At 41.2% G+C, this 22,392-nt stretch carries 26 protein-coding genes; 11 read left to right on the top strand and 15 right to left on the bottom strand.

Annotated features, from left to right (window positions below; translation table 11 throughout):
* Positions 1-3: 3 nt before the first annotated feature.
* Together nuoE and nuoF are read left to right on the top strand one after the other, a co-directional pair.
* A complete protein-coding gene (gene nuoE, locus AC4E92_RS01195; protein ID WP_490238750.1) occupies positions 4-492 on the top strand; it encodes an NADH-quinone oxidoreductase subunit NuoE in 489 nt (162 codons plus the stop codon).
* Positions 489-2,117, top strand: a complete 1,629-nt coding sequence (nuoF, locus tag AC4E92_RS01190) for an NADH-quinone oxidoreductase subunit NuoF (protein WP_490238749.1) — start codon at positions 489-491, stop codon at positions 2,115-2,117. Before nuoE ends, nuoF begins: the two co-directional genes overlap by 4 nt.
* Here nuoF and AC4E92_RS01185 read toward each other — a convergent pair.
* From AC4E92_RS01185 to AC4E92_RS01145, 9 genes are read right to left on the bottom strand one after another with little or no spacing between them, the layout of a single operon-like run.
* A complete protein-coding gene (locus AC4E92_RS01185; protein WP_490238748.1) occupies positions 2,086-2,610 on the bottom strand; it encodes an SMC-Scp complex subunit ScpB in 525 nt (174 codons plus the stop codon). The genes nuoF and AC4E92_RS01185 overlap by 32 nt on opposite strands.
* Positions 2,594-3,280: a segregation and condensation protein A gene (locus AC4E92_RS01180; RefSeq protein WP_490238747.1), complete on the bottom strand. Its 687-nt coding sequence runs from the start codon at positions 3,278-3,280 to the stop codon at positions 2,594-2,596. Before AC4E92_RS01180 ends, AC4E92_RS01185 begins: the two co-directional genes overlap by 17 nt.
* 9 nt (positions 3,281-3,289) lie before the next feature.
* Complete coding sequence (trpS, locus tag AC4E92_RS01175; RefSeq protein WP_490238746.1) at positions 3,290-4,276, bottom strand: tryptophan--tRNA ligase; 987 nt, start codon at positions 4,274-4,276, stop codon at positions 3,290-3,292.
* A complete protein-coding gene (locus AC4E92_RS01170) occupies positions 4,273-5,094 on the bottom strand; it encodes a bifunctional 5,10-methylenetetrahydrofolate dehydrogenase/5,10-methenyltetrahydrofolate cyclohydrolase (RefSeq protein WP_490238745.1) in 822 nt (273 codons plus the stop codon). The genes trpS and AC4E92_RS01170 overlap by 4 nt, the downstream gene beginning before the upstream one ends.
* Before the next feature lie 11 nt (positions 5,095-5,105).
* Positions 5,106-6,767, bottom strand: coding sequence for a formate--tetrahydrofolate ligase (locus AC4E92_RS01165; protein WP_490238744.1), 1,662 nt, complete (start codon positions 6,765-6,767; stop codon positions 5,106-5,108).
* A 15-nt stretch (positions 6,768-6,782) separates the two neighbouring features.
* A complete protein-coding gene (gene nusB, locus AC4E92_RS01160; protein WP_490238884.1) occupies positions 6,783-7,187 on the bottom strand; it encodes a transcription antitermination factor NusB in 405 nt (134 codons plus the stop codon).
* Between the two features lie 27 nt (positions 7,188-7,214).
* Complete coding sequence (locus AC4E92_RS01155) at positions 7,215-7,553, bottom strand: Asp23/Gls24 family envelope stress response protein (protein WP_490238743.1); 339 nt, start codon at positions 7,551-7,553, stop codon at positions 7,215-7,217.
* Positions 7,554-7,564: 11 nt separating this feature from the next.
* The gene (gene efp / locus AC4E92_RS01150; protein WP_490238742.1) at positions 7,565-8,122 is read right to left on the bottom strand and encodes an elongation factor P; all 558 of its coding nucleotides are present in this window, start codon (positions 8,120-8,122) and stop codon (positions 7,565-7,567) included.
* Positions 8,123-8,137: 15 nt separating this feature from the next.
* Positions 8,138-9,223, bottom strand: a complete 1,086-nt coding sequence (locus AC4E92_RS01145) for a M24 family metallopeptidase (RefSeq protein ID WP_490238741.1) — start codon at positions 9,221-9,223, stop codon at positions 8,138-8,140.
* A 58-nt stretch (positions 9,224-9,281) separates the two neighbouring features.
* Here AC4E92_RS01145 and nth point away from each other — a divergent pair, with 58 nt between their 5' ends.
* On the top strand, positions 9,282-9,902 hold the full coding sequence (gene nth / locus AC4E92_RS01140; RefSeq protein WP_490238883.1) for an endonuclease III: 621 nt from the start codon (positions 9,282-9,284) through the stop codon (positions 9,900-9,902).
* Between the two features lie 110 nt (positions 9,903-10,012).
* Here nth and AC4E92_RS01135 read toward each other — a convergent pair whose 3' ends face one another.
* On the bottom strand, positions 10,013-10,924 hold the full coding sequence (locus AC4E92_RS01135) for a ribonuclease HIII (RefSeq protein ID WP_490238740.1): 912 nt from the start codon (positions 10,922-10,924) through the stop codon (positions 10,013-10,015).
* A complete protein-coding gene (locus AC4E92_RS01130; protein ID WP_490238739.1) occupies positions 10,921-12,123 on the bottom strand; it encodes an FprA family A-type flavoprotein in 1,203 nt (400 codons plus the stop codon). Before AC4E92_RS01130 ends, AC4E92_RS01135 begins: the two co-directional genes overlap by 4 nt.
* A gap of 188 nt (positions 12,124-12,311) precedes the next feature.
* Between AC4E92_RS01130 and AC4E92_RS01125 the strand changes: the two genes are divergently transcribed.
* The 8 genes from AC4E92_RS01125 to AC4E92_RS01090 all read left to right on the top strand — a co-directional run bounded on the left by AC4E92_RS01125 (position 12,312) and on the right by AC4E92_RS01090 (position 19,523).
* On the top strand, positions 12,312-13,448 hold the full coding sequence (locus AC4E92_RS01125) for a sodium ion-translocating decarboxylase subunit beta (RefSeq protein WP_490238738.1): 1,137 nt from the start codon (positions 12,312-12,314) through the stop codon (positions 13,446-13,448).
* A gap of 184 nt (positions 13,449-13,632) precedes the next feature.
* Positions 13,633-15,180: a bifunctional UDP-sugar hydrolase/5'-nucleotidase gene (locus AC4E92_RS01120; protein WP_490238737.1), complete on the top strand. Its 1,548-nt coding sequence runs from the start codon at positions 13,633-13,635 to the stop codon at positions 15,178-15,180.
* An 89-nt stretch (positions 15,181-15,269) separates the two neighbouring features.
* Positions 15,270-16,145, top strand: a complete 876-nt coding sequence (locus AC4E92_RS01115; RefSeq protein ID WP_490238736.1) for an RnfABCDGE type electron transport complex subunit D — start codon at positions 15,270-15,272, stop codon at positions 16,143-16,145.
* Positions 16,142-16,750 carry an FMN-binding protein gene (locus AC4E92_RS01110; RefSeq protein ID WP_490238735.1) on the top strand — a complete coding sequence of 203 codons (609 nt, stop codon included), beginning with the start codon at positions 16,142-16,144 and terminating at the stop codon, positions 16,748-16,750. Before AC4E92_RS01115 ends, AC4E92_RS01110 begins: the two co-directional genes overlap by 4 nt.
* Entirely contained in the window at positions 16,747-17,352 is a 606-nt protein-coding gene (locus AC4E92_RS01105) for an Rnf-Nqr domain containing protein (protein ID WP_490238734.1), read from the top strand. The genes AC4E92_RS01110 and AC4E92_RS01105 overlap by 4 nt, the downstream gene beginning before the upstream one ends.
* Positions 17,349-17,936, top strand: a complete 588-nt coding sequence (locus AC4E92_RS01100) for an electron transport complex protein RnfA (RefSeq protein ID WP_490238733.1) — start codon at positions 17,349-17,351, stop codon at positions 17,934-17,936. The genes AC4E92_RS01105 and AC4E92_RS01100 overlap by 4 nt, the downstream gene beginning before the upstream one ends.
* A 9-nt stretch (positions 17,937-17,945) precedes the next feature.
* Positions 17,946-19,061, top strand: coding sequence for an NADH:ubiquinone reductase (Na(+)-transporting) subunit F (locus AC4E92_RS01095; RefSeq protein WP_490238732.1), 1,116 nt, complete (start codon positions 17,946-17,948; stop codon positions 19,059-19,061).
* Positions 19,062-19,073: 12 nt separating this feature from the next.
* Complete coding sequence (locus AC4E92_RS01090; protein WP_490238731.1) at positions 19,074-19,523, top strand: hypothetical protein; 450 nt, start codon at positions 19,074-19,076, stop codon at positions 19,521-19,523.
* 1 nt (position 19,524) lies between these two features.
* Here AC4E92_RS01090 and AC4E92_RS01085 read toward each other — a convergent pair whose 3' ends face one another.
* Genes AC4E92_RS01085 through AC4E92_RS01070 form a run of 4 tightly spaced genes read right to left on the bottom strand, consistent with a single transcriptional unit; the run spans position 19,525 to position 22,367 of the window.
* On the bottom strand, positions 19,525-20,196 hold the full coding sequence (locus tag AC4E92_RS01085) for an amino acid ABC transporter permease (RefSeq protein ID WP_490238730.1): 672 nt from the start codon (positions 20,194-20,196) through the stop codon (positions 19,525-19,527).
* Positions 20,193-20,948 (bottom strand): amino acid ABC transporter ATP-binding protein, encoded by a 756-nt coding sequence (locus AC4E92_RS01080; protein WP_490238729.1) that lies wholly within the window; start codon positions 20,946-20,948, stop codon positions 20,193-20,195. Before AC4E92_RS01080 ends, AC4E92_RS01085 begins: the two co-directional genes overlap by 4 nt.
* Positions 20,945-21,607, bottom strand: coding sequence for an amino acid ABC transporter permease (locus AC4E92_RS01075; protein WP_490238728.1), 663 nt, complete (start codon positions 21,605-21,607; stop codon positions 20,945-20,947). Before AC4E92_RS01075 ends, AC4E92_RS01080 begins: the two co-directional genes overlap by 4 nt.
* A 34-nt stretch (positions 21,608-21,641) precedes the next feature.
* Positions 21,642-22,367, bottom strand: a complete 726-nt coding sequence (locus AC4E92_RS01070; RefSeq protein ID WP_490238727.1) for a basic amino acid ABC transporter substrate-binding protein — start codon at positions 22,365-22,367, stop codon at positions 21,642-21,644.
* Positions 22,368-22,392: the final 25 nt, after the last annotated feature.

Genomic DNA, 22,392 nt, shown 5'->3' with positions numbered 1-22,392 from the left:
GTTGTGGTCGATCGCGAGAAGGTGAGTGCTCTTGTTCGAGAGGCAAAATCTGAGTCCTTAGAAGAAAGAGATATATTGATCAATACACTCCATAAAGTTCAGGACTATTTTGGTAATTACATTCCAATCGAAGCGGCAGAGATAGTCGCAGAAGAACTCATGATACCAAAATCGAAAGTTTACGAAGTTCTGACTTTTTACACGATGTTCTCCACCAAACCCAGAGGTAAATATGTAATACGTGTCTGTGTGAATTTGCCATGTCATGTAACCGGCGGCAGAGAAATAGTTCAAACTTTGCAGGAGATACTCGGAGTGAAGTTTGGTGAAACTACCAAAGATAACCTCTTCACACTCGAAACAACGAGTTGTCTTGGACTGTGTGGTGTGGCACCAGTGATAATGATAAACGATCAATATTATGGTGATCTCACACCGAAGAAAGTCAGAGAAATAATCGAAAACCTCCGAAATGGAGGTGATGCGCGATGAAACCAATGTTAGTACTCGTATCGGTTGATTCCAACAGTGTACTGCTTGGTGCAAAACACTTTGTCAATTATTTGAAAGAACTGGTTGAAAAGTACAATCTCAGGGATACAGTGGATGTTTTAGAAACAGGTACAATGGGTGTATACACGCAAGGTGTCGTCATGGCAGTCTTTCCTGACGATGTTTATTACTCAATTCGTTCCACACAGGATATTGAGAAAGTTGTAACCGAACATCTGCTCAAAGGAAGAGCTGTTCTATCACTTGAAATACCAAAAGACAGGCTAAAACTCGTTGTGGAAAAAGAAAAAGTCAGTGCAGAAACAAGAATCGTTTTGAGAAATGTTGGCAATATCGATCCAAGGAACATAGATGAATACATAGCCAGAGACGGGTATTTTGCACTTCACAAGGTCCTGACCCAGATGAAACCGCAACAAGTACTCGATTGCGTAAAAGCTTCCGGTCTTCGTGGACGTGGCGGCGCTGGTTTTCCAACCGGGTTGAAATGGGAATTCACTGCCAAGGTCCAAGCTGATCAGAAATACGTGGTTTGCAACGCCGATGAGGGTGAACCTGGTACTTTCAAAGACAGGTTGATAATGGAAGGTGATCCACATTCGGTAGTTGAAGCAATGATCATCTGCGGATATGCCGTTGGAGCAACCAAAGGATATATATACATACGCGGTGAGTATTACGGGTCAGTAGAAAATATTCAAAAGGCAATCAGGGATGCATATGAGTATGGATTTTTGGGCAAGGACATAATGGGTAGCGGTTTTGACTTCGACCTGACAGTCAGACTCGGTGCGGGTGCTTATATATGCGGTGAAGAAACCGCCCTGCTTGAATCAATTGAAGGAAAATCTGGCAGACCGAGGCTGAAACCACCATATCCACCAACGAACGGTCTATTCGGTAAACCCACGGTGATTAACAACGTGGAAACTTTTGCCAATGTTCCTTCCATAATTCTCAATGGCCCAGACTGGTTCAAATCCTTTGGAACTGCTGGTTCACCAGGGACAAAAGTGTTCTCACTTGTTGGCAATGTCGTCAGAAGAGGCATTGTAGAGGTTCCAATGGGTACAACTGTTCGTGACCTTATCTACAGATTTGGTGGTGGCCTTGTTGGAGGTAAGGATCTGTACATGGTTCAAACTGGTGGAACGGCAGGTACTTTTATCGGTGTCGATAAACTCGATGTACCCTTAGACTATGATTCGTTCAAGAATTATGGAGTTTCCATCGGATCAGGTGTCATACTGGCTATGTCAGATGAAGTCTGCCCTGTGGATGTTGCACTCAATACGATGCAATTTTTTGCACATGAATCATGTGGTAAATGCACACCGTGCCGTGAAGGTACAAGGCTTGCCGTGCAGATACTCGAAAAAATGAGTATGGGGCAGGGAAAACTGGAAGATTTGGAAACACTGAAGCAAATAGCATATGTCACTCAAGAAGCATCTTTGTGTGGTCTTGGACAGAGTATCAACGTTCCTTTGCTGTCAATTCTTGAAAACTTCGAAGAAGATTTCGTCAAACACATAAAATCTTCTTCTTGCCCGCATGGTGTGTGCAAATTCGTCAAGGCTCAGAAGTCAAAGGCGAAGGTTTAGTGATGTTCTGGTGCTCGATCGTCTGATCGAGCACCCCTTCTATCATCAGAAAATCTCTAAAGCTTTCATTCAAATTATAAACATAGGTGTTTGAGAGTTTTTTTCTCACCAAAACGCCTGATTTGTGCAAAGATCTAACTACCGCACTGGAATCTTTCCCTCTCAATTCATTGAGCGCCTGTATCGTAGAAGGACCATTTAAAAGTATTGCTGCGATTATCTCCATCTGGCTTGAAGAAAGTTTTGCATAAAAGGTCTTTGTTGTTTTGCTAATTACTTGAGAATATTCTGGTTTTGTGTAGAAACGATACACATCGCCGACTTTTTTCAATTCCACACCGTGGTCCTGGCTACTATATTCCTGAACCAATTCATCCACGGCTTTTGCAACAGCTTCCATATCACTGCCGGTTATTTTTGCAAGCTTTTCTAAGGTCATGCCACGTGCGGCAAAGATCAAAGCCTCGACCAAGGCTTTAAGGTTCAAGGTCATTCCTCCTCAAAATGAGATTTCCATCGACCTCGAAAAGCAAAATTTTTTTGAAAAAAAGTAATTCGAGGACTGCCAAAAGATAGACTATCATCTGATAGCGGTTCTCGCCTGATTTAAGAATATCGTACAAAGCAACGTTGTCATTGCCCATTAATAAATCAAGCACTCTGCTCATAGCCTGCTCCACGGTCAAACTCTGTCTTCTTATTTTGTAAACAGCTCTGCGGATATTCAGTTCTTGTAAAGCAGCCTGGAGAACCTTATTCAATTTCTCCTGCTCGATTTGCGGTAATGACGGAAGTCTCACTAACTGTCTGGCTCCGATGTCTTTGACTCTTTCTTTGATCTGCTCGCTCAACTGCTTTATCTTCTCGTACATCTCGATTCTTCTATAGAGATCTTCCTCCTGCTGTGCCAGTTGCTTTGTTTCCTTCTCAGTCAGCGAAGGAAGAATGTATTTGGATTTCATCTCCATCAGTTGAGTTGCCATCGCAATGAAATCAGAGGTGATGTTCAAGTCGAATTTTTTCATTTGTTCGACATACGCAACAAATTCATCAGCCAACTGGGAAATAGAAATCTGGCGCACACTTATCTTGCGCTTTTTAACAAGATAGAGCAGTAGATCCAATGGACCTTCGAATTCCTGCAAACGAAATACAAGTTCCAACAGATCACCTCAGAAAAGCAGATTCATTTTTTCTCTGACGCACTGCATGGTTTTTTGCGCAATCAATCTTGCTTTTTCATTACCCTTAGCTATAACGTCATCCACATAGTGTGGGTCTGAATCAATTTCACCGTACTTTTCCCAAATTGGTTCAAGTTCTCTCTTCATGTTTTTCAGTAACAATTTCTTACAGTCTATGCATCCTATCTTTGCCTTAGTACATCCTTCGATAACCCACTGACTGTCCTGTTCATTTATTCCAAATGCTATGTGATAATTCCAAACTGGACATTTTTCGGGATCACCAGGGTCTGTTCTTCTCTTTCTGGCTGGGTCGGTCATCATTGGAAGTATTTTTTTCTCAAGATCGGCAAAGCTGTTTTCAAGTGGTATTATGTTGCCATAGCTCTTACTCATCTTTCTGCCGTCTGTACCGGGTAATTTCGGCACGATAGACAGTAAAGATTGCGGTTCCGGGAAAAGCTCGCCATAGAGGAAGTTGAATCTTCTTGCAATCTCTCTGGTGAGTTCGACGTGATACACCTGATCTTCTCCAACCGGTACTCCTTCAGCCATGTAGATCAATATGTCAGCCGCTTGTAGTACGGGATATAGCAGAAAACCCGCATTTGAAAGATCCTTTTCAGAGAGTTGCTGTTTCATCTCTTTGTATGTTGGTACCCTTTCGAGCCATGAAAGAGGGACTATCATAGAAAACAAAAGTGCCAGTTCAGAATGTTCTTTTACTGCAGACTGCACAAAAAGTGTGGACTTTTCCGGATCAAGTCCACAGGCAAGAAAAGATCTCATGACTTCTCTTGTATGGGATTTTAACTCCTTAGTTTCATCATAAGAAGTGGTCAAAGCGTGCCAGTCAGCTACAAAATAGAAGCATTCATGTCCTTCGTCTTGAAGTTTTTTCCAATTTTTCAGAGCTCCTATGTAATTACCTATGTGTGGTTTTCCAGTCGGTCTGACACCACTCAGTACTCTCAATTCATACCACCTCTCAGAGCATTTCTCACAACCCTGTTCATCAAAATGGATGTTGTCACAACTCCAACTCCACCTGGGACAGGAGTTACAAGTGCTTTTTGCTGAACACACTTATCTACATCTCCAAATACTTTTCCATCGATCACGTTTATTCCAACATCTATAACAATCGAACCATCGCGAACCATTTCCGGTGTTAAAAAACCAGCCTTTCCAACTGCGACAATTACCACATCTGCTTCTTCAGTTATCTTTTGGATATCCCTTGTCTTGCTGTGACATACCGTAACAGTAGCGCTTCTATCGCGCCTTAAAAGCATAATCGAGACGGGTAATCCAACTGTGGTACTTCTTCCGATAACAACAACATTCTTACCCACTAAATCAGTGACTGAAGTGAGAATTTTCACAACTGCCGCAGCAGTACATGGTGCAAAGTCTTCTATACCATAGGCAAGATATCCAAGATTCAAAGGATTTCTCCCTTCAATATCTTTGTTTGCATCTATAGATCCAGCTATCTTCATTTCATCAACTTCTGCTGGCAAAGGGTGCGACACGAATATTCCACAGATGGACTCGTCCCGAGAAGCTTTCGTCAGAGTTTCTTCGAGTAATGATGAATCTTCCAGGTTTATCATTTCACATTCAATGCCAAGAGATTGTGCCTTTTTCTTTTGACTTTTCAGGTAAGAAATTGTACCCTGGTCTGGTTTTACTGCAATGCTCACGAACTTTGGTTTTTTTGAAGTTTTCTCCAGTAAAGACAAAGTTTCAGCATCTATTGATTGTGCTATAGATTTACAATCTATCAACATGGGATCATCCCCTAAAATAGACCTGTGATGTTCCCATTTTCATCAATGTCTATGTTGATGGCATTTGGTCTTTTGCCAAGCCCAGGCATCAACATGATATCGCCGCAAATCGCAACAACAAAACCTGCACCAGCAGATAATTTCAAATCTCTCACAGTGAAAGAATAATTGCTTGGTGCACCAAGTTTGGACGGATCATCTGATAGCGAATATTGAGTTTTTGCAACGATCACAGGCAAAGTCGAAAAACCATCTTTTGAAAGTTTCTTGAGTGAATCAACGGCATCTTTTGTGTAAACAACATCTTTTGCATGGTAAATTTCTCTGGCAAGGATTTCTATTTTTTTCTCAACTGGTAGATCCCAACTGTAAATTGGACTGAACTTCGATTCATCTGCAATGTCTATGACTTTTTTCGCCAGATCTATGGTTCCCTCACTTCCCTTTACAAAGGCTTCGTTCAGCGAGGCTTTCACACCGAGTTTCTCAACAAAGTCAAGTACATACTGTATCTCGCGTTCGGTATCTGTGTCGAATCTGTTGAGCGCTACAACAATGGGAAGGTTGTACTTTTTCACATTTTCTATATGAGCTTTCAGGTTTTCAATACCCATGGCAATAGCTTCTAAATTCTCAGTCCCAAGATCTTTGATGGAAACTCCACCGTGGTACTTAATAGCCCTGATCGTTGCGACTATTACTACCGCAGCAGGTTTAAGTTCAGCAAGTGGTGCAACAAAATCGAAGAATTTTTCTGCACCAAGGTCCGACCCAAAACCTGTCTCTGTGACAACATACTCCGATAATCCAAGTGCCATTTTCGTGGCGATTATAGAATTTGTACCATGAGCAATGTTTGCAAACGGACCACCATGAACCAAAGCAGGAGTGTTTTCAATCGTCTGTACCAAATTTGGATCAATAGCGTCTTTGAGAATAACAGCAGCAGCACCTTCGACTCCAAGCTCATGAACTGTAACTGGTTTACCTGATCTTGACCAGCCAATGACGATATTTCCCAATCTTTTTTTGAGATCGGCTATGTCCTTAGATAGACACAGTATAGCCATTATCTCCGAAGCCGCCGTAATGACAAAATGATCCTGTCTTGGATAGCCATTTGCGTGACCTCCAAGTCCAACTACAATATCCCTCAGAGCCCTATCGTTCATATCCATAGTCCTTGGCCAGGTTATGCGGGTTAAATCGATATCAAGCTCGTTTTCGAAACGTATATGGGCATCTATCATAGCAGAAATCAGATTGTGTGCTGTGGATACAGCATGTATGTCGCCTGTGAAATGCAGATTTATGTCCTCCATTGGTAGTACCTGCGAGTACCCGCCACCTGCCGCTCCGCCTTTCACTCCAAAAACTGGACCCAATGAAGGCTCTCTCAAAGTAACAAAAGACTTGTAACCAAGCCTATTTAAAGCCATTGACAGACCAATACTCGTTGTAGTTTTACCTTCACCAGCAGGAGTCGGTGTCATAGCCGTTACTATTATTAGTTTGCCTTTTGTCGAATTCAGCGTACTCAAAAATTTATGGGATATCTTGGCGATGTAATCCCCATAATTTCGAAAATACTCTTTTGGAATTGAGAGATCTTTTGCTATATCCTGGATGGGTTTCAACTTAGCTGCCCGTGCTATTTGAAGATCATTCAACATCTTTCTTTCCCCCCTTCAAAGGTAGTGTTTCACCTCTGGTGCGAAAGATCTTGCTATCTTATCAAGTACACCATTTACAAATTTACCGCTATTCTCCGTTCCGTATTTCTTTGCAAGTTCAACAGCTTCATCCAGAGTAACTTCTATTGGTACATCTTCCTCATACAATAATTCATACGTCCCTAAGCGCAGGATAGATCTGTCCACAGACGACAATCTTTCAAGATGCCAGTTCTCAAGGCAGATAGAAATTTTTTCATCGATCTGTGACAGATTATCATAAATCCCGCGCACATATCTTGCAACATCGTTTTTGATTGAATCGTTTTTCTCGTTGTTCATGATCTCCTGCAGTAAAACATCTATGGATTCATTCCGAAACTCATTTTGAAAGATCGTTTTGAAAACGGTGTCCCTCATCTTACTGCGACGAGTCACAGGATATGATCACTCCTTTTCTTGGGTTTTCTGTTCCTCTCCTTCTTCGACATCTTCAATGGTCACGTTCACTGCAACTACCTGGAGTTCTGTCATTCTTTCGATATCCATTTTCACTCTTTCCATGATCTTTTGTGCTACTTCAACTAAGGATTTGCCGAACGGGACGGTTATCTTCAAATTGATCGTTACATTATCCTCTGGAGAACGGTCAATCTCAATTGATTTTCTGATTCTCTTTTGCTTTTTTTCGTCTGCAATCTCAAGCGTCGAAAAAACGCTTCTCAAAGCAATCTCTTTTATGGCATCATCTGAAATATCGATACTGCCCATTCCTTTTGTTTCCATTTTTTCACCTCCTATGCGCGTTCAACATATTCACCTGTTCTCGTATCCACTTTCACAAGTTCACCATTTTCGACAAAGAATGGCACGGTGATTTTTAAACCTGTTTCAAGTGTGGCTGGTTTACCTCCACCTGAGACGGTGTCACCTTTAAAAGTTGGTTCAGTCTCTACGATTTTCAGCACAACAACATTTGGTAATTGTATACCTATGGGTTTGTCCTCCAGGAACACTATGCTGACCTCGAGATTTTCGATCAAATACCACTTTGCGTCCTGAATATCATCTTCTGTGAGTGCGTACTGTTCATAATCATCCAGAGCCATGAAATAGTAGTGATCGCCGTCGTTGTACAAATACTGTGCAGCTTTAAAGGTTAAATTTGCTTCGTCGACACGCTCGCCGCTGCTGAAATTGACGTCTTTAACCAGACCGGTTTTGACGCTTTTCAACCTCGTTCTGATGATACCTCTTCCCATTGCCATGTGATGCTTGTTCACGTCGATCACACGGTATGGTTCTCCGTCGACCATTATAACCATACCTTTTTTCAGATCACCAACTTCTACCACAGTTTCACCTCCGAATCAAATAATAATCAACTCTCTGGACAAACTCGTGAGTCTTTCAAGAGAGTCTTTTCTTACCAAGACATCTTCTTCTATTCTAACCCCGTATCTGCCTTCTATGTAAATCCCGGGTTCTATTGTGACCACGGCAGATTCTGGCAAAGGTTCCTCACTGGTTGAGTTCACTCTCGGTGATTCGTGAACCTCAAGACCTATCCCATGTCCCAAACCGTGACCAAAATACTGACCATAACCTTTCTGAATGATGTGATTCCTTGCAAGAAAATCGACAGATTTACCTTTCATGTTTGCACTTGCACCGTTCAAAGCCAGAGTCTGTGCTTCATAAACGATCTGATAGATCTTTTTGAACTCGTCATCGGGTTTGCCAAAGAAAATCGTACGTGTTATATCTGCGCAGTAACCATTCACGACGGCACCGAAATCAAAAGTGATCGGCTCTCCATAAGATATTTTCCTGTCTGATGGTCTACCGTGCGGTAAGGATGTTCTTGGTCCGCTGATCACTATTGTCTCAAAGGCAATCCCATCGGCACCGAATTTTTTCATCGTGTACTCGAACTCAGCCGCTATTTCTCTTTCAGTTAAGCCCTCTTTTACTGACTCTATCGTTTTTAGAAAGGCTTTCTCACTTATCGATATAGCCTTTCTGATGTATTCAACCTCTTGCGGTTCTTTGATTGACCTTATCGATTCTATCACCGAATCCAGAGGTATGAATTTTGACTTGACCTTTTCACTGATCTTGAGAAAGACGTTGTGGCTGATTCTTTGAAATTCCAAGCCTATCGTTTTGGGTTTGAGTTCTTCTAAAACAGCTTTTATGCTGTCAAACAGATCTCCATTTCTGTACTCAATCAATTGAAATTTTGTTTGCTGTTTAGCCTGCTCAAAATATCTCGAATCGGTGATGATGAACTGTTTGTCTCTGTTCAGTACAAGGACACTGAATGATCCAGTAAAACCAGACAAATAATAAGTGGAAGGTCTGGAAGAATATTCCACATTATAGATCAAGGCTACATCCACACCAATCTGTTCAATTCTGTCAAAAAATTGATTTAGTCTATTCAACTTCTGCACCTCCTTTATCATTGTACAATAATAAAAGGAGGTATGCAAAACGGATCAAACGACAGTAATACAGTTAACAAAAAAAATAGTTGAACTATTTCCCCGAAAGAAGCTTACAGACGATCCCTTCAAAATATTGATATGTACAATCCTCAGTCAGAGAACGCGGGATGAAAACACCGAAATCGCATGCCGAAAACTTTTTTCAAGATACAGTGATCCATGGACTCTCGCAAAAGCTACACCAGCTCAGCTTTATGAGTTGATTAAAGCTTGTGGTATGTACAAACAGAAGGCTGAAAGAATAATAGCCGTATCAAAAATAATCGCAGAGCAATATCAAGGAAAGGTTCCATCAAATCTGGAAGAACTTTTGAAACTTCCCGGAGTAGGTCGCAAAACGGCAAATATAGTTTTATACCACGGTTTTGGCAAACCTGCTCTGGCAGTCGATACACATGTGCACAGGATATCCAATAGAATTGGTTTTGTCAGTACAAAAGATCCTCAAGAAACTGAGATGGAGCTGACCAAATTGGTTCCAAGTGAACTGTGGGGACCGTTGAATGGCGCAATGGTTGAATTTGGAAGAAGGATCTGTTTACCACGTACACCACTGTGCAGTAAATGCCATTTTACAAAAGATTGTGATTTCTTCAAAAAAACATCTGAAACTTCACACCATTAATGGCACATAGATTTTCCAAACTCTAAAAGTAGAAAATGTGCTGGAAGTTTTTGCCTGTTTTTAATTCATAACTATACCCATCAAACCTATGGCTTTTTCAAATCAAGCTTCTATAAGCCGTGGGTAGTTGGCTTAGAGATGATCAACTTTCGCACATTTGAGAAATTTACCTTTGCCAGTTTTCTAAATTCTTCCAAACCATATCTTTTCAAAAAATCCCTGGCAAATTCAGTTGCTTTTTCTCCAGATCCAAGTGGTATTTTCACACCGTATCGGTCTGAAACTCTGTTGATCCAGGACAAAAACTCTGCTCTTGCAACAATTGAAGCAGCTGCAACAGCTGGATTTCTTTCCGCTTTCACAAATCCAAGAACTGTCAGGTTGTAAAAATCCTTCAACCTTTCTTTCAGATTTTTTGCCCCAAAATCATCGTACACTGCGATAAGAGACGGCTTTTTGTTTATAACATCCATTATACAGCGTGCATGAAGTTCTTCCAAAAGTGCGTTCATATTTTGAATATGAGCAAAATCCTCTGGTTCGACAGTTGCTACCGAGTACGTACACAGAGACTTTATCTGATCAGCCAGATACAGGACTTTTTTGTCGCTCAGTGATTTACTGTCTTTTAATTGATATTTATTCAATTCAGCGTATTCATTTTTACCAACGTATACCGCAGCCACAACAAGAGGTCCAAAGGTATCTCCTTTTCCAGCTTCATCTGAACCAATGGCTGGCAGGATCAGCTTTGGATCGGCTGGAAGATTTCTAAGGATTCTTTTTTGAATTTCAAGATCGTTTTCTGCAAGTGATTCATTCAATATGTCGCTCAGCTTCTGCAAACAGAAAGATTTAATTTGTGACAGATCAACTGTTGTTTGACCGTCTTTTCTCCAGTAAATTCTCAGATATCCACAACCTTTTATACGATACTGTATGCCATAGTGTATGATTTTCTCAGAATCAATCTCAAAACCGTTTGAGAGCAATTTTTGTTTGATCTCTTCAAGATCCTTCATGGTTGTTCTAATATCTTTTTTGCAAAATCATAGGCGAATTTTTCTGCCTTTTGTAGATCTTCACTCGTAGGTCCACCGTTGATATCAAGGACATCCACGATCTGCCATTTAAGAGGTTCCACCATTTCCCTGATTTTCTTCGAAGCTCCTCCGCTCCACCCATAACTCCCAAAGATTGCCGCTGTTTTGAATTGTATACGTTTGACATTTGCCATGTGAAGTACATCCACCATCGGAGGAAACAGAGAGCCCTCGTATGTCGGTGCGCCAATTAATACACCCCTGTTTTTCCACAGTGATGCAAGTATATAACTTATATGTGTTTGAGTGATATTGAAGACATCAACTTTGATTTGTGCTTTAGAAAGACCATTGAGTAAAGAGCTCATAATCCTTTCTGTATTACCGTACATAGAACCGTAGAGCAATGTCACAGATTTTTCAGCCGTAGAAGACGCATACTGTGCCCATTTTTTGTACAGTTCCACAACCATCAATGGGTCTTTGCGCCAGATCAAACCATGAGAAGGCGCAATAACTTCGATGGGAAGGCTTGATAGCTTTTCTATGGCTTTCAGAACAGGTGTACTGAAAGTAGCAACGATATTCGCATAATACCTTAGCATTTCTTTTATGTAGAAATCTTTGTCTTTACATTCATCGTCAAACAAAGCTCCTCTCAGTGCGCCATACCCTCCAAAACCATCACAGGAAAACAGCACTTTCTGAGTGGTTTCATAAGTCATCATTGTTTCAGGCCAGTGGACGAACGGCGTGTAATAAAACCTCAAAGTCTTTTCACCAATCTTCAGCTCTTCCAGATCCTTCACAGTCCTGACACTTTCATCAATGTGGTAAAAAGCTTTGAGCATCTTCAGTCCTTTCTCACTTATTAAAATAGTTGCATGTGGCGCAATTTTTTTCAAGACGGTTAGAATTCCAGTGTGGTCTGGTTCCATATGGTTTATCACCACATAATCTATCTTCGATACTGGCAGAATTTGCTCTATCTGTTCAAAAAATTCATCGGTTTTAATCGATTTTGCAAGATCAATCAAAACGTTCTTTTCATCAACAATTAAGTACGCGTTGTATGAAACACCTTCTTCACCTATTGGCCAGAGCCCCTCGAAAAGCTGGGTGAATCTGTCGTTGACCCCAACCCAGTAAATACCAGGTCTAATCTGTACAGATTGCATGATAAAACCTCCTTAATTAAGTTATTCGTACATATTATACATCAGCTATGTCGCATAAAATATAACCAAATACACAATTACATTTGACATCGAAAAAACAGAATATTCCCCTATAGGTGTTAGAATATGACTTGGAAGATATTCGGCAGATTTTCTTTTTAGAGAATGGAAAGAAGAAGGTGAAGAATATGTTTCAAGAACTATTCTCGGGAATTTTCTCATTGACCATCGGAAACGTAGTCATGATAATTGTCGGGCTGCTGCTCATTTATTTAGCCATTGCAAAGAAATACGAACCTGCTTTGCTGCTGCCAATAGGCTTTGGTACAATTTTAGTAAATATTCCACTATCATCGGCTATTGACCAGTTGCTTGAAGGAGTAATGCACAGGGGAGTTCTGAGTATTTTCTTTGACATAGGTATTGCAACTGAGATTTTCCCACTGCTCATATTCATTGCCGTTGGGGCTATGATCGATTTTACTCCACTGCTGGAGAATCCCGTGATGTTTCTCTTCGGAGCAGCAGCACAATTTGGTATATTCGGAACAATGATAGTTGCAACATTGTTGGGATTTGATCTGAAGGAAGCAGCGTCCATTGGAATCATCGGTGCTGCGGATGGACCAACTTCCATCTATGTGGCTTCTCGCTTTGCAAGACACATGCTGGGTCCAATTTCAGTCGCTGCCTATTCTTACATGTCACTGGTTCCAATCATTCAGCCTCCAGTGATAATGGCTCTGACTACTAAGGAAGAAAGGGCTATCAGAATGCAGCCCAGAGCACAAAAGATACCAAAGATAGTGAAAATAATCTTTCCAATATCTATAACTGTTGTTGCAAGTATTCTGGCACCTACATCCGCTGCGTTGATAGGATTTTTGATGTTTGGAAATCTTTTAAGAGAGTGCGGTGTACTGGATAGTCTTTCAAAATCTGCACAGAATGAACTTGCCAATCTTGTCACAATTTTACTTGGTCTTACAATTGCTTCCACGATGACAGCTGATAAGTTTCTAAAACCACAGACTCTTTTGATACTTGCCTTGGGATTAGTTGCCTTTATTTTTGATACCGCTGCCGGTGTACTATTTGCGAAATTTCTAAATCTCTTTTTAAGGAAAAAAATCAATCCAATGCTTGGAGCAGCAGGAATCTCGGCATTCCCGATGTCAGCACGAGTTATACACAAGATGGGATTGAAAGAGGATCCGATGAACTTTTTATTGATGTATGCCGCTGGTGCAAATACGGCTGGGCAGATCGGCTCAGTTCTGGCAGGTGGAATTTTAATGGCTCTTGTGGGAGGTAGTAAATTATGATGCAAAACTTTCTAACTGCTCTCAAGCTGGGGATCGCTGGATATCTTTTTCTGGTGGGGCTTTTATTTGCTTTTTTTGCCTTTGTGAAGCTCCTTTTAAAAGTTTTCACAAAAACCAGAGGTCCTAAGACGTAAAATAACCTTGGGTGTAGTAAAATTTTGTTGTCGAAAGGAGGCTGGTCTTGGTGAAAAAGATTTTAACGGTTTTGCTGGTCTTGGTGGCAATTTTGAGTTTTGCAACCAAATTGACCATCCTGCACATCAACGACACTCATGGTCATGCCTGGAGTTTCAGCGAAACGAACAACCCCAACATCGGTGGTTTTGCGGCAATAGCAACAATTGTGGAAGAAGTTAGAAAAGAAGTAGAATCACAGGGCGGACATGTGCTCTTCTTGCATGCCGGAGATATAAACACCGGTGTACCTGAATCAGATCAACTGGATGCAGCACCTGACATAGTCGCCCTCAATCTCATGAAACTCGATGCTGCGACCTTTGGAAACCATGAATTTGACAAACCCAAAAATGTTCTTGCAAAACAAATAGCACTTGCTAACTTTCCATTCGTATCTGCCAATTTCACCGATCCGGAAGGAATCATCAAAGTCAAACCCTATATAATCAAAGATTTCGGGGATTTAAAAGTAGCAATATTCGGTCTTACAACCGAGGAAACCGCTATCCTTGAGCCAATTTATCTCAATGGTGCAACATTTGCAAATGCCGTTCAGGTAAGTAAAGCCTTACTACCGGAAATGAGAGCAAAAGCAGATGTGATTGTCGCCCTGTCTCATTTGGGATGGGAACCTGAAGGGGAAGGTAAGACTACAAGTAAACAGCTGGCTCAACTTGTAGATGGTATCGATGTGATAATCGATGGGCACAGTCATACGAAATTCGAAAAGGCTCAATTTGTAAACAACACGATTATCGCACAGGCTTTCGAATGGGGGAAATACGTCGGAAGATTGGACCTTGATATTGAAAATGGAAAAATAGTTGCCTGGAGCTGGAAACCAATCCCAGTTAATCTGAAAGTCTACAAAGGTAAGGATGCTGAAGGTAAGGATATCTATGAATTTGTCGACAAACCATACGAAGAGAATTTCTATGTAAAAACAGTTCTAAGCTATTTCAAGTCCCTTGGAAGCGAAAAGCTCGATACGGTTATTGGTGAAACCAAAATAATGCTTGACGGAGAAAGAGCAAACGTCAGATCAAAAAGCACGAATCTTGCAAACATGATATGTGATTCCATGATCTGGAAAGTAAATGCAGATCTGGCATTGACCAATGGTGGTGGAATTAGAGCCTCGATAAAACCCGGCAAAATAACAATCAGAGATGTTCTCACAGTTTTACCTTTTGGGAATACCCTGTATGTGATTAAAATGACCGGAGCTCAGCTTTTGGAAGTACTTCAATATGCTGCCACGATCAAGGAAGGACAGGGTGCTTTCCTGCAAACAGGTGGATTGACATGGAAGAGTGAACAGGATAAAGTAGTCGAAGCAAAGATCAACGGAGAACCATTGGATCCCAACAGAGTGTATACAGTTGTCACGAATAATTACATGGCGCAGGGTGGAGATGGCTATACTATGCTGAAGGAACTGCCTGGATACGACACAGGATTTACAATGGACAGTGTTCTGGCACAGTATATCCAACAAGTCCTCAAAGGTGTTGTGCAGGACTACGATTCTCAACCAAGATATATCAGACAGTGATGGAATATTTTTAAAAACTGAGAGGTGCAAACCTCTCAGTTTTTATTTATAATTTTAAGTGAAAAACCAGAGCTGGGGGGAGATAAAACTTGACCTTTTTTCAAAAACAACCTCTTATGAGAAAAGTCTTGTATTCACTCATACCCATCTATATTTTTTCTTTTTATCTTTATGGATTGAGAGTTTTGTGGCTTGGAATTTTCGTGTTTGCCACCGGTATTGTTACGGAATATGTAATGGAAAAGCAGAAAAAGAAACCTGTAAGCGAAGCTGTTCTGGTGACCTGTTCACTTTTATTACTGTCGTTACCTCCATTGACTCCATGGTGGATTGCTGTTGTGGGTTCGTTTTTTGGGGTCTTTTTTGCAAAAGAAGTATACGGAGGTTTTGGAAGGAACATCTTCAATCCAGCGATTGTTGGAAGGCTTTTCATCTATATTTCTTTTCCCGTAGCCATGACAAGTCGATGGTTAGTGCCAAGAACTGATATAGTGACATCTGCAACTCCTCTTGATCTTCTCAAAAGCGGACAGAATGTCAATTTGAAAGATCTTTTTTTTGGAGTCAGGGCAGGCTCAATTGGGGAAAGCTGTATATTTTTGATAATAGCAGCGGCGATTTACCTGATGGTCACCAAAACAGCTAATTTTCGAATAATCATCTCCACTTTTCTTTCTGCGACCATTCTGACGTTTTTCCTGAATTTGATAGGCTCAGGTCCTTCGCCCTTACAGATGCTTTTGTCCGGGAGCTTTCTTTTTGTGACAGTTTTCATGGCTACAGATCCGGTTAGTGCACCAAAAAAGAGCACTTCTCAGTGGATTTATGGAGTAATCATCGGAGTGTGTACAGTATTGATAAGGAATTTTTCCCTGTTTTCAGAAGGCACGAGTTTTGGTGTTCTTGTTGGCAATACATTCGCTTCACTTCTTGATGAGTTGTTTTCAAAGAAGGTGAAACAATGAACAGGGAAACCAGATTTTACACGATATTTTTCAGTTTCATCATAACTTTCACATTTGTATTTTTACTGGCTCTGCTCAATGCGTCGACAATTCAAAAAGTTAAAGATAACGAAAATTTGTTCAAAATAAAAGCGATTTTGAAGGCTTTCGGCATTGAATACAGCAACGATCAGCAAGCTATGTCGATGTTTGAAAAACTCGTGAAAATCAGAAAAGTAAATGATGTTGATCTGTATTACACAGTTTCTGGCACACAAACTGCTTATGGAATAATCTTCACCGGTAGTGGCCTTTGGAGCAGCATATCGGGTTTTCTGGCGGTCGATGAAAATGTCGAAAAAATCATTGGAATAGAGTTCATCTCACAAGCGGAAACACCTGGTCTTGGTGGTCGCATAGAAGAAGAATGGTTCAAGAATCAGTTTCGTTCTGAAAAATTGCGCAATGGCATGATAACTGTAGAGACAGGTGGTAACGGTGATTTTGACCATGAAAATGGCAAGGTGGATGCCATCACCGGTGCAACACAGACTTCCAAATCCATAGAAAGAATAATTAACAGTCATTTGACAATACTGCGTAACATTTTGGGGGTGCAAAGATGAGTCAGTTTGCAAAGATCTCTAAAAATAATTTGTTCAGGGAAAACCAGATCCTGATCCAGGTACTTGGTATCTGCTCAACTCTTGCGGTTACAAATAATCTGAGAAACACCCTGATAATGGCAACTGGTGTCACTCTGGTAACAGGATTGTCCAGTCTTACAGTTTCTTTGATCAAAGAATACATACCCCGTAAAGTGAGAATGATGGTCGAAACTCTCATAATTGCATTTTTCGTGATAATTGTTGACATCATATTGCGTGCATATTTGCCTGAGGTGAGCAAGGCACTCGGACCATACGTGGGATTGATTATCACCAATTGCATAATCATGGGGCGTGCTGAAGCATTTGCTCAGGCAAATAGCCCTCTGATTTCTCTCTGGGATGGTCTCACAGCCGGTGCCGGTTATGCATTAGTTTTGATGATCATAGCGTTTATTCGTGAACTGCTCGGTTTTGGAACAATTTTCAACATTCGTGTCATGCCAGAGGGTTTTACACCGTGGACTATCATGGTCATGGCACCCAGCGCCTTTTTCATAGTCGCGATACTCATGTGGGTAGTAAGATCTATATTTCTCAAGGCGGGTGAAAAGAAATGAGTGTGAATCCAATAGTTCTGCTTTTTGCATCTATCTTCACAAGTAATATTCTGCTGAACAATTTTCTGGGCATGTGTTCTTACATTTCAATATCAAAGGATTTGAAATCATCAAACGGGCTTGGAATGGCTGTCACTTTTGTCATGACTATCACGACAGTGATGAACTGGTTTGTGTATCATTACATCATTGTGCCATTCGGTCTGGAGTATTTGAGGTACATAATTTTCATACTTGTCATAGCTGCTGTAGTGCAGATTTTGGAAATGATAATAGACAGATTATCACCTTCGCTTTACATAACCTTGGGCATTTTCCTACCCCTGATCACCGTAAACTGTGCAATACTTGGCGTAACGCTCTTCATGCAACTGAGAAATTATTCGATGCTGCAATCTCTGTTTTACGGATTGGGTTCAGGCATTGGCTGGTGGCTTGCAATAGTTCTTCTGGCGGCAATCAGAAAAAGGACGGACAATGCACCAGTACCAGCAGGTCTAAAAGGAACTGGCCTCACTTTCATAACGATTGGCATTATGGCAATGGCATTCATAGGTTTTTCTGGAATGATACAGATTCAGTGAGGTGAAAAAATGTTATCTGTTTTGATAAGCGTACTCGTTGTTTCTTTAATTAGCACTCTTTTATCTGCCACCATAATGATAGTCGATACCTTTGTGAATAACTACGGGCAGGTTAAAATCACCATCAACAAGCGAAAGACTATAGAAGCAAAGGGCGGGTCACCACTTCTTTTTACTCTCGCGTCGAAGGGAATATTTGTCCCATCAGCCTGTGGGGGACGAGGTAGCTGCGGAGTGTGCAAAGTAAAAATCCTAAGTGATGTTGGACCGTATCTTCCCACTGAAATACCTTATATCTCAAAGGAGCAGATGAAAGAAAATATCAGACTTTCCTGTCAGATCAAAGTCAAAAAAGACTTAGAAATAGAAATTCCAGAAGAACTTCTGTTTGCCAAGAAGTTCAAAGCCACCGTCGAAAAAATAAAAAACGTCACCTATGATATAAAAGAGATAACACTGAAACTCATAGAACCTCAGGCAATTGACTTCAAAGCGGGTCAGTATATTCAGCTGTCGATACCACCTTATGACAAGATCAATCAGGTTACCCAAAGGGCATATTCGATATCTTCCGTGCCAAGCCAGAAAGACAAAATAGAACTTCTGATAAGGCTTGTGCCCGGTGGTGCGGCAACAACTTACGTGCACAATTACATGAAAGAAAATGAAATAGTGGAATTTACAGGACCGTTTGGAGAGTTTTATGCCAGAGATACTGATGCAATGATGATCTGTGTTGCTGGCGGTTCTGGCATGGCACCGCTGAAGTCTATTATCTTTGACCTGTATGAAAAACACATCAACAACCGCGAAATCTGGTACTTTTTTGGAGCAAGATCTTTAAAAGATCTGTTTTATGTCGATCTTTTTCAGGAACTCGAAAAAAAATGGAGCAATTTTCATTTCATACCAGCTCTCTCAAACCCACTCGTAGAAGACAACTGGACCGGTGAAAAAGGTCTGATAACAGAAGTACTGGACAAATACCTCAAGCAAATAATAGATCGTTCCAAGGCAAAAGAAGGTTATCTGTGTGGTAGTCCAGGGATGATAAATGCCTGCGTTCAGGTCATGAAAGACAACGGTATACCACAGGAAAAGATATACTATGACAAATTTGCATGACGAGGTGGTCAGATGAAGATGTCTCCAGAGTATATACAGGCACAAAAGAACATGCAACCGGGTGTGATAAGTTCTGTAGGGTTTTTAGGTGAAGATAAACGCGACCTGGTTCAGATAATTGAAGAAGATGAGCAGATGATGAATCAACTGGGGCTGGATTTTGAAAAGGTTGCACTCTGGATGAAAAAGTTGCTTGATGCAGCGATTAAAGGACTTGGGGAAACAGTACTGGTTGACAACACGTGGGAAGTGAGTATTTACGAGGCTCGTGGTTTTATCCCATGTCCATTCAAAGATGGAATTTTCAGAAAAAGATTAATTCATGTGAAAAACGTAAAAAATGGAGCTGAAATCAATCTCAGTGAGCTATCAATCCACCTGTTTGAGAAACACCATTTTTTGCAGGGAAAGGGTTCGGTTTTCAGAATAGAACCATCTGTGTTAAAGCAGGTACTTGGTTGAACTATCTTTCTGTTATCGCAGTCCCGGGTATTCGCAATTTCCTTTCCAGGTATGAAAAAGCAAAGGACATAGTCCAGACAATCGATAAATAAACAGCGGCGGTGAGCAAATAAACCTTGAAAAATTCAAAATTCCTGCTTGCTATAAACTTTGCCTGAGCCATCATCTCCGGTGCGCCAATTATGTAAGCCATGGAAGTATACTTCAACAGGTAGATGAACTCATTTGTCCAGGCTGGTATGACTCGTCTAAGTGCCTGAGGAAGAATTATATATCTCACTGCCTGCCATTTTTTCATTCCTATTGACAACGCCGCTTTCATCTGACCTGTTCCGATCGACTGAATTGACCCTCTCAAATACTCAGCCTGGTATGCTGCACTGTTGATAGAAAAACCTATCAGAGCAGCAACAAGAGGTGTCAATCTAATACCGTAGACTGGTAAGCCATAATAAAGTATAAAAAGCTGAACCAGCATGGGCGTACCACGTATCAATTCGATAAAACCTGTACTGAGCAAACTCGCAAATTTGTTGCCGTAGACTCTACCCAAACACAACACAATTCCAAGGACCAAACCAGCCAATGCCGCAAAAACGGTCATATACAAAGTCACTGCCAAACCTTGAAAAAGTTTTGGCATCGAAATGAGTGTTATCTGCCACAAGCTCATTTGATCTTTTCCTCTCCATAAAGTTCGGTGAGTTTTTTGAGAAATTGTTTTGTTCTATCTTTTTTGGGACTGGTGAATATCAAAGATGGCGGTCCTTGCTCAACAATCAAACCGTTTTCCATGAAAATGATTTCATCTGCAACAGTCCTTGCAAACCCAAGTTCATGTGTGACGACCAGCATGGTCATACCAGATCTTGCAAGGTCAATCATCACCGAAAGAACTTCACCAATAAGTTCTGGGTCAAGTGCTGATGTTGGCTCATCAAAGAGCATGAGCTTAGGTCTCATTGCGAGTGCTCTTGCTATTGCCACACGCTGTTTTTGACCACCAGATAGTTGTGAAGGATAAAGGTTCGCTTTTTGTGAAAGTCCAACTTTTGACAGCTGTTCCAGTGCAATCTGTGTTGCTTCATCTTTCGAAAGTTTCTGAACCTTTATCAAACCTATTCTCACATTATCAAGTGCTGTAAGATGATTGAACAGATTGAAATCTTGAAAGACATATCCTATTTTTTGTCTCATTTTGTGTGCGTTTCGTGAGGTTATCTCTTCACCTTCAAGTAAAACTCTGCCGTGATCTGGTTCTATCAATCTATTTATGCAAGCGAGCAGCGTGCTTTTACCCGTCCCGCTTGGTCCTATTATGACCTTGGTTTCACCCTTTCTTACCTCAAGTGAGATACCTTTGAGGATCTCGTTTTTACCATAACTCTTCTTTAAATCTTCCACTTTCAGAACGACCTCAGTCAATGTGAAACCCCCTTAGTTTCAAAACCGGGTATCTGTAATTTTTTTTCTATGTATCCCATCAATTTGTTTGCCGTTAGGGTCATTACAAGATATATAGCTGCACAGGTGAGAAAAATAACCATTGGCTCGTAAGTCGTCGAAATGATATAGCTTCCCTGCCTGAGTAGTTCCACCACTCCAAGTGCATAAGCCATGGATGAATCTTTCAGAACCACCGTGAACTCATTTGTCCAAGGGGCAATGGAAAACCTCAAAGCCTGTGGGAAAACTATATACCTGAAGCTCTCAAACGGAGTCATCCCAATCGACAGAGCAGCTAAAGTCTGTCCCTTTCCAACCGAAAGAATTGCTCCTCTGAAAATTTGTGATTGATAAGCAGAACTTCTTATTCCCAAACCAAGAACACAGGAAAAAAACGGAGCGAACCTGATCCCGATCTCTGGAAGACCATAGAAAATCAACATCAACAGCACAAGCAGTGGAATACTCCTGAAAGTTCTTTCATACAAAGAGCAGACAAAACGGGCAACACGGCCACCATAAACCTGAGCAAAACTGACTGGTACTGCAATCACAAAACCTAGCGCTAAACCAAGCGCCGTCAACTCAACAGTGACCAGTGTGCCCTTGAGAAGTATAGGTAAAGAATTAACGACCAACAATAACTTTTCTACTGTTTAACCCCCCACTTGATCAAAAATACTTGTCTATCAACTCTGACATCTTTCCCGTTTCATTCAAAACTCTTATGGCACTGTTGATTTTATCCAGCAACTCTTTGTTCCCTTTCTTCACCGCTATCCCGTACTGCTCCCCCGTAACGATGATACCCACGACTTTGACGGGCTTTGTGGCTGCAAATCTATTGGCTACAGGAGAATCCAGAACAATTGCATCGATGTTTCCATTGAGAAGATCACTCAGAGCAAGTACAAAGGTATCGTAGCGCTTCAAATTTTTTTCGGCGAGTAACCCTTTACCCACCAAGTTGTCGGTGCACCACAGATCTGCTGTCGTGCCCGTCTGGACTCCTATCCTGCCTTTTTGAAACAGAACAGTTATGGTCAAACCACTATCTGCCTTCACTATGATGCTTTGATCTGCAGTCCAGTATGGAATTGAGAAATCTACCACTTGCCTGCGTTCATCGGTTATCGTCATGGCTGCGGCAACTACGTCAACCTGTCCAGCCCTGAGTGCCGGTATCAAAGAATCAAAACTCATATCGACAAACTTCAGTTCAAAATCAGCCAGTTTTGCAATCTCACGCATTAGATCCATGTCGAAGCCAACGAATTGTCCATTGTCAATATACTCAAATGGCGGAAAATCAGCACTCGTTCCGACAGTCACAATTCTGGCACAAACAAAATTGGTGAGCAGGAGTAAAAAAATCAAAAACCAACCTGTTAACTTCACTCTCAACCCCTCCTTTCAGATTCAC

It is taken from the genome of Pseudothermotoga sp. (assembly GCF_031962025.1).
Taxonomy (GTDB): Bacteria; Thermotogota; Thermotogae; order Thermotogales; family DSM-5069; genus Pseudothermotoga_B.
The sequence above is the reverse complement of the archived record's forward strand: the minus strand, read 5'-3'. Positions and strand labels throughout refer to the sequence as shown.